This is a genomic window from Rhodococcus sp. EPR-134 (assembly GCF_001647205.1).
Classification (GTDB): domain Bacteria; phylum Actinomycetota; class Actinomycetes; order Mycobacteriales; family Mycobacteriaceae; genus Rhodococcus_F; species Rhodococcus_F qingshengii.
Genome location: NZ_LVCT01000722.1, coordinates 15,199 through 27,354, shown reverse-complemented (window position 1 = coordinate 27,354; position 12,156 = coordinate 15,199). Strand labels below are relative to the sequence as shown.

Below are 12,156 nucleotides of genomic sequence, written 5' to 3'. Positions count from 1 at the left end.
CGACGCTCCACACCACGGTTGAATTACCTGGGTACATACCTGTTTTTGCGCATTCGACCCGACCGGTCGATATCAGGCGCGCCTTCGGTTGATGGCATCTGTTCGAACAATCGCCAGTGCCCCATGTCACTTCTGGAGACGATACCGCGTCTTGGTCACCTGGCGCGTCAGCGTTACCGAGATGGGACATACAGGCGGCATTGCTCCTACAAGCCGAACGGGAGACCAGTGCACGTTCCCGGCATCGGAAACGCGTGCTGATCTCCCGTTCGGCGATCTGTTGCCTAGTGGATCTACTGCTGAGTCGAAGCTACTTTCTCGGCTGCGTGGTGAGCGGCAATGTATCCGTAAACCAGCCCCTGGCCGATCGTTGCACCGGCGCCCGGGTAGGTGTGACCGAATGCGTTGGCCGCAGTATTGCCGATCGCATACAGGCCGTCGATCACGCTGCCGTCCTCACGAAGCACGCGTGCATGCTCGTCTGCCTGCACACCGCCGCAGGTGCCGAGGTCGCTGAGCGTCATCTTCACCGCGTAGAGGGCACTCGTGTCGAGCTTCCTCAGGTTCGGGTTCGGGGACACTGTCGGGTCGTCGTAGTACCGATCGTATGCACTTCCGCCGCGACCAAATTCCGCATCGCTACCGGCAGCAGCGGCCTCGTTGAACTTCTCGAAGGACTCGGCAAAAGCCTCCTCGGGAAGACCGACCTTGCGGGCAAGTTCGACCGGACTGCTCGCCTTGTGCGCGATGCCGGAGTCGAAGAATGCCTGCGGAAGCGGCTGACGAGGGAAGATACCGCCTGCGAACACGTAGCTGTTGCGGTACTCCTGGTCGAAAACAAACCACATCGACTCGGCCGGATCTCCGGCCTTTTCCCGTTCGAGCACGCGCTGGCCGAACGACATGTAGTCCGTCGCCTCGTTCACGAATCGACGACCGGTCTGGTCGACGATGAACGAGCCTGGCAGCGCACGCTCTGCGAGCATCACCATCGGCGGGCGGCCCTTGATGCTTGCCACCGCGGGGAACCACCACGACTGATCCATCGATCCGATACCTGCGCCGAGCTCTTGTGCTGCCTCGATCGCTTCGCCGGTGTTGCCCTCTGCGCCCAGGCTCTCGTGCTCACCGAGGCTCTCCGACTGGTACTTGTGGCGCCACTCCATGTTGTGGTCGAACCCGCCGGCTGCCAGAACGACACCACGCCGAGCGGTCACCGTCACTTCACGTCCGTCTTGCACCACAACTGCACCCGTTACGCGGCCATCTTCGGTGATGAGCCGAACCAACGACGTTTCCGTCCACACCGGGATACCGGCCTGGACCACACCTGCGAACAGGCCGGCGGCGAGCGCCTGACCGCCTGCGATGTATTCACGCTTGAGTACGTACTTGCCGTAAACGCCCTGCGCCAGGCGGCGGATGATGCGAGGGAAAGCCTTGCTCGGCTTCTTCACCATCAGGTTCATCCACTTGTAGTCCGCACCTGTCACCGGCATCGGCAGTCCGGCTTCCATCAAACCGGGCCGCAGGCGACCGCGTTCCGCGCCGAGTACCGACGCGTCGAACGGCAGGCACTCGCAGGTACGTCCGGCGGCGCTACCTCCCGGCAGTTCGGGGTGGTAATCGGAGTATTCCTTGGCCCAGAAGAACTTCATGGGCGTCGTGCGGTAAAGCATGTCGACGGTGGCCGCACCGTTGTCGACGAATGCCTCCCCACGTTGGGCAGGGGCAGTATCACCGACCACCGCACGCACGTCTGTCTTCGCGCGCTCGACGGTGTCGCCCGCACCGGCTTTCGCCAAGATCGGGTTGGCAGGCATCCAGAACGCTCCACCGGACCGCGCCGTCGAACCGCCAACGTACTGCGTCTTCTCCACGATCAGCGTGGACAAGCCGAGCTCGTTCGCGGTGAGGGCGGCAGCCATGCCGGTACCGGACCCGATCACCAGTAGATCGACAACGATGTCCTTGGCTTGTGTCGCGGGGGGTGCCTGATTCTTCGCCATTGAACAAATCCCTTCACGTGGTTATCGACGTAGAACGCTAAGGCAGTCGCGGCGCAGAAGGTTCCGGATGCCCAGTCAGCGGGACATTGCGAGTGGATTGGCGAAGAACGGCTCCTGCCACGGGTCGGGCGTTGTGCCCGCCCCAGCAGAATCGCGGCTTGCCTTCTTCGATGTCTACGCTGCTCACGTGAGGACAAATCCCAGCTTCGGCATCGTCGACGAAACGCTCGGCGCCCTTGTACGCGGCATGCTTCCCCGCCTACGCCACGCCTTCGAGCATCACCAGGCTCTTCACCGTCTGGCCGTCGAAGCGATTGTCAACGTCTGACAGACTCGTGCGGTTTGCATTTCATGGACGGGTACTGGCCGGCAGTTCGCTTCAACGGCGACGATGGCGTCGTCGAGGTGACTGTCGAATCCTGACCGCGATCCTCGTCTCGGGCTGTCGGCTGATGTTCCTCGGCACTGATGAAGAATAATCATCTACATGAAATGGAACACCCCTACAGAGACCGGCTGGTTCGTCAACCTCGCCGAAGGTGGTTCGGCCGTATCGATATTCGATCCGTCGGGGAACGTTCAAGGCGAACTGATTCCCGCATCCGACGACGGATCGGAGAGCGTTGCCGGCGGGCGGAAGAAATCGTCAACAGCCGAGCAGGATCGATCCAGGCTCACATTCCGCAAAGGCCGACCTGCATCACTTCGATTGTCCGACGGAACGATCGGGACCCTGATCGACCAGAAGCCCAAGGCCATGCGCCGCAAGAACAAGCTGTGCGAAGTCGATATCGCGGGCAGAACATACCTCTTCGTTCATTCATCGGGCCGAAAGGCAACAGCCCGGCGTGACGGAATCGCATTGGCACACATGGAACGTGGCCGATGGTCGGGTAGAAGTACCGTCGCCAGAAGAACCCTCACGGCAACGGACGCCCTTGACGAATGTGTCCTGACACTGTTTCAGAAGGTAGTGACACCTGGACGTACCGGCGCCTTCGATCAGGTACTGACCGACCTCAGCAACATATGACGTACGCCATATTCGGTGGATCTCAACCGCACTCGAGATACTGACTTTCAACTCTCGGGTCCACGGACATGCCTTGGACACAATGAGTTTCACATCTCGGAGCGGAAGGCTGAAACCAGATCATGGTCAATGTCGACGCTTTGAACACGCTCGCCCAGCGATTGTCGCCAGGTGCGATGATCACAGATCCAGATCTACTCCAGTCCTATCGGCAGGACTGGAGGTTCGATCCCGCAGCCGGAACACCGGTTGCCGTAGTACGTGCTTCGACGACGGCAGAGGCGGTTCGACGGACGGCATCTGAGGCCGCCACATGTAGCGAATAGCGACGAGTACCTGAATTCTCCTGTGCAACCGGATATGGTGAGGCTGTCGTCTTCAATGCGGCGATGCAAGAAGGGAAGCTACGACCAAAACGTTACGTCGGGGAAGACAAGCAAATCACCTGGACATGGCTGGAGGCCTCCGTGATGAATCTCGTTCGCCGACTGAGCGTCTGCACATCCGTCGTGATCGCTTCTACTCTGACGTCGGTGGCGCTCGCATCCGCCGCGGTGACCATTCCATTCCAGGTCAACCCTGCGCCGTACGGCAACCCGAACGGCAGCTTCGACGCGCCGGCAGTCCGCTGCGTAGCTGTCGTCGGTGAACAACCCGGCACGGTGACGATCACCGGAGGCAAGGAAGGCCGGTGGGGATGCCTGCTCTCGTCCGAAGTGCGCTGGCTGAACCTTTCGACCGGGGCCTCCGGCTCCGCTCGGCTCTCGGACGGCCTCAACGGAGTCCCAGCAGAGGCGATCGTGCAGACCGGGACCGGTCAAGTCGCTGTTGCCGTGCTGTCTGTGGCCGGATCCATCATCACCCCAGGTGTCACATCGTTCTACGTGCCGTAGCACCAGACTCCGCATCACCGGCACCGTGGGACCTAAGGTCCTGTTTACCGACCCGTCATCCCGGTTAGCCTGAAAAGACGCTACCGAGAGGACACTCATGACCTCGTCAGTGCACGAAACGATCGCCGTGGATCTGGATTTGATCGACCTGTACAAGGACCTCCACAGCCATCCGGAACTGGGGTTTCACGAGCAACGAACATCCAGTCTGGTGGAAAGACATTTAACAGCACTTGGATTCGACACCACCACCGATGTCGGGACTACCGGAGTCGTCGGAGTCCTGAAGAACGGAGTGGGCCCCACAGCGCTGCTGCGTGCGGATATGGACGCCCTCCCGGTTCGGGAAGAAACCGGATTGGACTACGCCAGTACCGTGACAACGACCGACGATCAGGGAAAGACCGTCTCGGTCAGCCACGCGTGCGGCCATGACCTGCATACGACCTGCTTACTCGGTGCGGCCCGGATCCTCTCTCAGGATACGACGACCTGGTCTGGCACTCTTGTCCTCGTCTTCCAACCGGCTGAGGAACTTGGCGCGGGTGCGCAAGCCATGGTCGACGACGGACTGTTCGAGCGATTCCCGAGGCCCGACATCGTTCTCGGACAACATGTATCGCCGCTACCGGCAGGCACGATCGCCGGGCACGCCGGCCCCTCGTATGCGGGATCGGACTCACTTCGTGTGAGACTGGTCGGAAAGGGCGCCCACGGATCTATGCCGGAGAACTCGGTCGATCCCGTGGTCATGGCAGCCGAAACCGTGTTGCGTTTGCAAACTGTCATCTCACGCGAGGTCCCGAGTACTGCCACAGCTGTCCTCACCGTCGGCTCCATCCATGCTGGAGATGCCGCCAACGTCATTCCCGGCGAAGCAGAACTGCAACTCAACATCCGCAGCTACGACGCAGGTGTGCGTCAGCGCATCCTGGACAGCGTCGACCGCATCGTCCGGGGCGAAGCGGCCACCGCCGGTGCACCCACCTCACCGACCATCACAGAGACGGAGCACTTTCCGATCGTCGTCAATGATCCGGCAGCGCTGGACAAGACACTCGATGCGTTTGCCGAATGGTTGGGGACGAACAAGATTCTCGATCCCGGTGCGGGAGCAGGTAGTGAAGATGTCGGCATTCTCGCGACCAGTGCCGGTGCGCCACTGTCGTACTGGCTGTTGGGCGGTACCGACCCTTCACTGTTCACGACAGGTGACATGACTGATCCGGCTTTGCGAACCGTGCCGTCGAACCACTCTCCGCACTACGCTCCCGTGATCGAGCCGACCCTGACCATCGGTGTGAACGCCTTGGTCGTCGCGGCCAGGACGTGGCTCCCAACTCCCTAGAGTGTTGCGGGTCCGCAATCGATCGATCGTCCATGCGATCAAGGCTGCAAACGCGTAGGCGCCGCCGAGAATACTTGCAGCGCCCCACCCTGCCGCGTCGAAAACCATAGTGGTGGAAACCGCCCCAGCCGCGCTGCCCAACGAATAGAACACCATGTAACTACCGATGATCTGCCCCGACGATTCCGGTGTGTTCGCGACGATCAGATTCTGGCTCGTGACATGAACAGCCTGTACGGCGAAGTCCAACGCAACAACACCGACTACGAGTAACACCAGCGAGTGCGTCGCCTGCGCGTTGAATACCCACGACAGCAAGAGAACGACCAAAGACGCCCCGGTGACGCGTTGCGCTTTGCCTTGATCGGCCCACCGACCGGCACCGACCGCGCCCAATGCTCCAACCAATCCTGCGATTCCGAAGAGCCCGATCTGTGTGGTCGACAACCGCCATGGTTCCTCACTCAACGGCAGGGCCATTCCGCTCCACAAAGCACCAAAGGACGCGAAAAGGAACAAGGCGATCAGGGCCCGGGTGCGAAACAGTCGGTTCGTAAGCGTCAACGTCACGACTGACCCCATTGCACGCACGTACGAACGCCTATCGTGTTGCAAACGAGGATCTTTCGGCAGCATCGTCAGCGCGACGGCCGCGACCAGTACCGAAATGAAAGTGGATCCCGCGTAGACCGCCCGCCAGCCTGCCAGATCCGCAACTGCGCCGGCGACAGTCCGAGCGAGGATGATGCCGACGACAACGCCGCTGGTGATGACACCGATGTTTGCGCCCCGCTCGTCCGGGTCACTGATTGCCGCAGCATAGGCAACTATGACTTGAACAACTACCGAGAACGTGCCTGCGACCGCCATCCCGATCAACAGCTGCAGATTCGTGGTGGCCAGAGCAACAAGCATCGTTCCCGTTGCAGCAGCGACGATCTGGATTGCGATCAATTTCTTTCGATTCACGAGATCGCTCAATGGCACCAACACGATCAACCCCACCACATAACCGAGTTGGGCGAGTGCGACTACGAAACCGAGGCCGGCCGGAGGAATGGAAAGATCCGAGCCTATTTGCCCGAGGAGCGGCTGTGCGTAGTAGATGTTGGCTACCGAGACCCCGCAGAGCACTGCGAGCAACAGGCGAAGTCCGCGAGACATTTTCAACTTGCCCCGCGAGTTCTCGACAGCATGACGTACAGGCACTTCCACCTCAACTTGGTTGCGTTTTGATACCATTTGGAGGTTACGTCAATACAGTTTCAAAACGCAACCAATGAGGAACTCGATGCCGGATCGCGCACAATGGACAGACCCGCACTGCCCGACGGCCCGAGCGGCCGACATCATCGGCGACAGATGGTCGCTGCTGATCGTGCGTGACGCCTTCGACGGGTCATCGAGATTCAGTCAGTTTCAACGAAACCTGGGCATCGCAAAGAACATTCTCACGGACAGGCTCAAAGTCCTTGTCGAGCAGGGAATCTTCGAAGTCCAACCGAACGCGCAAGGTACCCGCAACGAGTACATCCTGACCGAACGCGGTATGGATCTGTTCATCGTGATCATTAGCCTGCGACAGTGGGGAGAGCGCCACGCCTTCGATGACGGTGAGCCACACTCGATCTTGATCGACGACACCACGGGCGATCCGGTTCCCAGGCTTCGACTGATCAACACACGGAATATCGACCTGGACCCTACAAGTACACATGTGGAGAAGGTCGAGGAAGGTTGACCCGCAACTCGCCAGATTGACAGATGGGCGCACATGATTCGAAGTACGCGCATACTCCGACCATGACTGTCGATCTCGAGTTCTCCTGGCCGCAGTTTCTCTGGATTGCATTCATCTTCGTCGGCGTGCCCGCAACTATCGGCGCGAGCATCATCTGGACAATCTGGCGTTCGGAACGAACTGGCCTGGAGCACTCCACGACCGCCCTCGGCGGCGGGCACACGGGATCGGGCTCACTCGGACTGTGGAGCACCGGCCTGTTGGCCTTTGCACTGGGCTTTCTGTCTTGCGTGGGCTGGCTCAGCTGGTCAGCCGACTACAAAGGCGGATTCCGCGGCCCCGGCCTGCCTGCCCCGACACAGTTCCCCACCTGGCAGGTCGTCGCCTGTGGACTGACAGTGATTCTGGCGTGTTTCGGTTCCGCCCATTGCTCGCGATGGATGAAGGCCGGCGGTATGACGGCCGCTGCCGGCACTGCTGCAGGATTCACCACCGCATTCAGCATCGACGCCAGTACTGATGTCACCGGGCAGGCAGGCGTGGGCGTCGCACTGTCCACGATCGGATGGGGCCTCACCCTTACCGCACTGATGCTTCTGCGCGGCAAGTGGTCGCGACGAGGATGAATCATTGCCGGATCATCCATACTCCGAGTAAAGAATTCGATAAGCGGACCTAACACGTTTTGAAATTCATTAAGAAGAAAATCGATTCCAGATACAGGATCGCCTGATTGCCGAACCTCCACGAGATCCTCGAAAAATATGAGACAGAAGCCTTATCGCTTCCGTGCCAACCCTTTGACGCATGCGGATCATAATATTCTTCGAACATCACGCGGAAGTGCACACAAGTCTGTGACTCACGGCATTATCCGATTTATCACGGGAAATCGTGATAAATCATCACCGTCTCTGAACTGCAACAACGCCTTAAGTTACAGATTCAACTAGTTCCAAACCATAGGGTTTCTTCCTTTTTCTCGGCGTCTCGATTCCGTAATGCTTGACATCGAATTGTCTTTCGTTCTCAATGAGCGATGTCAACTGACGATGATGCATCTCAGTGCATCAACGCAGTAATTCCGCTATCGAATCCAGTGAAGGGACCAGCCGCGAAATGACGGTTGCCGAGAGCTTGAAAGATAGGAATCTGTACTCCAACCTCAGGCGTGCTGCTGATTTGAGCAACCCATTCTGGGATCGCGCAGTCAGTGAGGGTCTGGCCGATATCACCGCCGATCGCGTCGCAGGTTTCGAACACCGGACGATCCAAGGATACGAATTCGAGAACTTCTCCACGTACTCGTATCTGGGGCTCGACACCGACGACCGAATTCGTTCGGGTGCGATCGCCGCTCTCGAGCGCGAACGAACGTTGAACAGTTCCATCTCGCGGATGAGAGTCCACTCCAGCCTTCTCGACGACACAGAGGCCGCGTTGAGCGAACTGCTTGACGCACATGTGCTCACCCTCGGATCCGCCGCAAACGCTGCGTGGAGTTTGCTCCCCCTCGTTGCGTCCGGGTTGCTCACCGGCGGTGAACCTCCCCTCATGGTGTTCGACAAGAACGCACACTTCTGCCTCAATGCCATGAAGGCGAGCGTCGCCGACGAAACGACGATCGTGACCATTCGGCACGACGACGTCGATGAACTCGAAAGTCTTTGCCGAACAAATTCTCAGGTGGCATACGTGGCGGACACCGTCTACAGCACAGGCGGGAAGGCGCCCCTGAACGAACTGTTTGCATTACAGGCCAAATACGGACTGATTCTCGTTCTCGACGAGGCGCACAGCACCTCGGTCATCGGACACAACGGGCGTGGCGCGGTCCTGGATCTCATCGGCAGCCTCAATGATCGAACATTCTTGCTGACATCACTGAACAAGGGATTCGGTGCTTCCGGCGGTGCGATCGCACTCGGTCGGAACGGGGGCAGTCAAAATCGTGATCTCGCACTTCGCTACGGCGGCCCGCTGACGTGGTCGCAGCGTGTGAACGTAGCCGGGCTGGGTGCTATTGCGGCGTCCGTGGAGCTCCACCGCAGCGGAGAGGTCGACAAGCGGCAGCGGCAACTCCGCACGGTTGTCGAACTGTTCGATTCGCTCGTCGACACGCCGGCATCGGGCGATGGACTCCCGATCCGCTTCGTCACGCTCCACGAGGAAGAACAAACCATCACCGCAGCACAGAAACTGCTGGCTAGCGGTTTCTACACATCGGCGGTCTTCTTCCCTGTCATCGGCCGGGGCAAAGCCGGGCTGAGACTGATGCTTCGGGCGGACCTTCCACATGCAACGATCGAGCGCTTCGCCGACGTCCTACGAAGTGTCACGGAATGAGCGACGACCGCACTGTCGCAGTGACACCGCTGGCTTGTGCCGTCGTGTTGACAGCACAAATGGCCACGACCATCTACCTCCCTTCACTGCCGAAGATCGCGACGGATCTGGGCATCGAAGATTCCGTGGTGAAGTGGTCGGTGACACTCTTCGTGATCAGTGCCGCACTTCCGGTGGTCGTGTGGGGGCGGTTGGCAGATCGACTCGGACGCAGGACGGCACTGTTGTCCAGCTTGGTATTGTTCGTGATCGCCTGCATTGCATTGGCTTTGGTCCAGAGCGCCGCCGTACTACTGATCGGCCGGATCGTTCAAGGCATCGGAGCAGGAGGTGCGGCCATCATCGTGCGAATGATGGTGAAGGACAAGTTCACCGGTTCGGAGTTGGCTAGCCGCTTGTCGCTGTTGTCGATGGCATTTGTGGTGGCACTGGGCGGTGGCCAACTGATCGGCGGCGCTCTTGCGTCGTTCACCTCGTGGCGAACCGGCTTCGGCGTGCTCGGAGTACTCGGAGCAGCACTCGCTGCGGTGGCACTGAGGACCGAGAACACCACAGTCCGCGACAACAACGAACGCGTTGTTCGGTGGAATGCCATAGTCCTGACACCCCAGTTCTACAAACCAGCCATTGCGGGGGGCCTGGGTTTCGGCGCGATAGTCCTTGTGCAGCAATCGAGCCCCTTCCTGTTCAGCGATCGATTCGACTTGCAACCGTGGGCATTCGGAGCCTTCGGAATCCTCTACGGAACCGCCTACTTCAGCGGCGCGCTTTACGTCAATCGAAGGGCCACAACCGTCGGTTCAGAGAAGTTGATGCGTCGAGGTGCGCTGTGCATGCTGCTTGCCGGCCTCGTCCTCATGCTCTGCTGGTATCCCCCACTCGGTTCCACGCCGTTGCTCGCGGTCTTCCTGCTCGGATACATCGCACTGACATTTGGGCAATCGCTTCTCTTCCCGAACTCGGCAGCATCAGCAGTGACGCATTTTGCTGAAGGCGGAGCCATCGCCGTCGCGTACTGCGGACTCGTACAGCAGGGAATTGCCGGCATCGCCTCTGTAGTCGGACCTCTCGCATCCGATGAGCGCGTGTGGTCGGCAATCGTCGCACTGATCACTGCAGCAGCGACTGCGCTCGTATTCTCCCTCCGCACAGCTTCCTCCGAACCGACAGTAGGTACGTCCCATGCCCGTCATTGAACGCACCGCACAACTCGACCCCGGTACCCGCGAGCAAAACTTACTGGCATACAAGGAAATTCGCGAGCGAGTTGCGGACGCGCAACACTTGTCCGTTCACGGGGCACCCGAGCGGTCGGTCGCCAAGCACCGGGCTCGCGGCAAATTGCCCGCTCGCGAACGCATCGATGCTCTTCTCGACGTGCAGTCCCCGTTCTTCGAGATCGGACAACTGGCCGGATTCGAGGTGTACGACGAGCAACTCCCGTCGGCTGGTCTGGTCACGGGCGTAGGGCTCATCCGCGGCTCACTCTGCGCCATCTTCGCGAACGACGCCACCGTCAAGGGCGGCACCTACTACCCGCTGACCGTCAAGAAGCAACTGCGATTGCAATCCGTCGCTCGTCGGCTGAGGCTGCCGTGTGTCTATCTCGTCGATTCCGGAGGTGTTTTCCTTCCGATGCAGGACGAGATCTTCCCCGACGAGCACCATTTCGGCGAGATGTTCAAGAACATCGCCGAAATGTCGGCAGACGGCATCGTTCAGATCGCAGCAGTCATGGGTTCCTGCACGGCTGGAGGTGCATACATCCCAGCGATGTGCGACGAGACCGTCATCGTCCGCGGTACCGGCACCGTCTATCTGGGCGGCCCTCAGTTGGTCAAGGCTGCAACCGGTGTCGACGTCGAACCGCAAGAGCTCGGCGGCGCCGACGTGCACGGGGTGATCAGCGGCGTCGTCGATCACATCGCCAACGACGACATCGAGGCTCTGAGCATGATCGCCGACATCGTCGCCCGCGGTGATCGACGGGAGGTACGGGCGCCGTCACGATCTCCGCGACCACCTCTTCACTCCCCCGAGCAGCTCGACACGGTGATCCCGGCTTCCTCGAAAACCCCGATCGTCGCGCGCGACGTTCTGGCCCACCTGCTCGATGCCAGCGAATTAGTCGAGTACCGAGCGAATTACGGCCGAACCATCGTCTGCGGGACCGGCCACATCGAGGGGTACACCGTCGGGGTCATCATGAACGACGGTGTTCTCTTTTCGGAGGACTCCCTCAAGGCCGCGAACTTCGTCGAACTGTGCTCACAACGAGACATCCCATTGTTGTTCCTGCACAACGTCAACGGATTCATGGTCGGGAAGCAGTACGAGGCGGAAGGTATCGCCAAACACGGCGCGAAACTGGTCAATGCCGTTGCCTGCGCCAGGGTTCCCAAGCTCAGCATCGTCATCGGCGGAAGCTACGGGGCGGGAAATCTCGCGATGTGCGGACGCTCGATAGGTCCTGACTTCATGGCCGTGTGGCCGAACGCGAAGACCACCGTGGTCGGTTCCGAGCAAGCAGCGTCGGTGATGGCATTGATGAAGATCGAATCTGCGCGCACACGCGGAACTCCGCTCACGGAAGAGGAAATCGAGGAAATCAAACGGCCGATACGCGAAGGTTACGACCGGCAGGGCGAGTCGGTGTACGTCGCATCCAGGCTTTGGGTTGACGCGATCGTCGACCCGGTCGACACGCGATCCTGGGTTTCACTCGCGCTGTCCATGCTTCCCCGCAATCACGGAACAACGCGCTTCGGCGTCTTCAGGATGTGAGA

General features: G+C 59.9%; 10 protein-coding genes and 1 pseudogene. 9 read left to right on the top strand and 2 right to left on the bottom strand.

Annotation, left to right across the window (positions count from 1 at the left end):
- Positions 1-293 precede the first annotated feature (293 nt).
- The gene (locus tag A2J01_RS31315) at positions 294-2,009 is read right to left on the bottom strand and encodes a 3-ketosteroid-delta-1-dehydrogenase (RefSeq protein WP_064114289.1); all 1,716 of its coding nucleotides are present in this window, start codon (positions 2,007-2,009) and stop codon (positions 294-296) included.
- 187 nt (positions 2,010-2,196) lie between these two features.
- Between A2J01_RS31315 and A2J01_RS31310 the strand changes: the two genes are divergently transcribed.
- From A2J01_RS31310 to A2J01_RS31290, 4 genes are all read left to right on the top strand, one after another.
- Positions 2,197-2,337, top strand: coding sequence for a hypothetical protein (locus tag A2J01_RS31310; RefSeq protein ID WP_156519461.1), 141 nt, complete (start codon positions 2,197-2,199; stop codon positions 2,335-2,337).
- Positions 2,338-2,496: 159 nt separating this feature from the next.
- Positions 2,497-3,042, top strand: a complete 546-nt coding sequence (locus tag A2J01_RS31305) for a hypothetical protein (protein ID WP_064114287.1) — start codon at positions 2,497-2,499, stop codon at positions 3,040-3,042.
- 470 nt (positions 3,043-3,512) lie between these two features.
- Positions 3,513-3,935, top strand: coding sequence for a hypothetical protein (locus tag A2J01_RS31295; protein ID WP_007726468.1), 423 nt, complete (start codon positions 3,513-3,515; stop codon positions 3,933-3,935).
- Positions 3,936-4,032: 97 nt separating this feature from the next.
- Complete coding sequence (locus A2J01_RS31290; RefSeq protein WP_064114285.1) at positions 4,033-5,283, top strand: amidohydrolase; 1,251 nt, start codon at positions 4,033-4,035, stop codon at positions 5,281-5,283.
- A gap of 66 nt (positions 5,284-5,349) precedes the next feature.
- On the opposite strand, the pseudogene A2J01_RS35530 reads toward A2J01_RS31290, so the two are convergent.
- Positions 5,350-6,447: pseudogene (locus tag A2J01_RS35530) on the bottom strand (MFS transporter); the annotation flags it as partial.
- A 127-nt stretch (positions 6,448-6,574) separates the two neighbouring features.
- Here A2J01_RS35530 and A2J01_RS31285 point away from each other — a divergent pair.
- The 5 genes from A2J01_RS31285 to A2J01_RS31265 all read left to right on the top strand — a co-directional run bounded on the left by A2J01_RS31285 (position 6,575) and on the right by A2J01_RS31265 (position 12,154).
- Positions 6,575-7,024 carry a winged helix-turn-helix transcriptional regulator gene (locus A2J01_RS31285; protein ID WP_007726458.1) on the top strand — a complete coding sequence of 150 codons (450 nt, stop codon included), beginning with the start codon at positions 6,575-6,577 and terminating at the stop codon, positions 7,022-7,024.
- 23 nt (positions 7,025-7,047) lie between these two features.
- Entirely contained in the window at positions 7,048-7,650 is a 603-nt protein-coding gene (locus A2J01_RS31280; protein ID WP_007726456.1) for a hypothetical protein, read from the top strand.
- A 493-nt stretch (positions 7,651-8,143) separates the two neighbouring features.
- Entirely contained in the window at positions 8,144-9,370 is a 1,227-nt protein-coding gene (locus tag A2J01_RS31275) for an aminotransferase class I/II-fold pyridoxal phosphate-dependent enzyme (protein ID WP_064114284.1), read from the top strand.
- Positions 9,367-10,566 carry an MFS transporter gene (locus A2J01_RS31270; RefSeq protein WP_054187583.1) on the top strand — a complete coding sequence of 400 codons (1,200 nt, stop codon included), beginning with the start codon at positions 9,367-9,369 and terminating at the stop codon, positions 10,564-10,566. Before A2J01_RS31275 ends, A2J01_RS31270 begins: the two co-directional genes overlap by 4 nt.
- Complete coding sequence (locus A2J01_RS31265) at positions 10,553-12,154, top strand: carboxyl transferase domain-containing protein (protein ID WP_003943673.1); 1,602 nt, start codon at positions 10,553-10,555, stop codon at positions 12,152-12,154. Before A2J01_RS31270 ends, A2J01_RS31265 begins: the two co-directional genes overlap by 14 nt.
- The last annotated feature ends 2 nt before the right edge of the window (positions 12,155-12,156 follow it).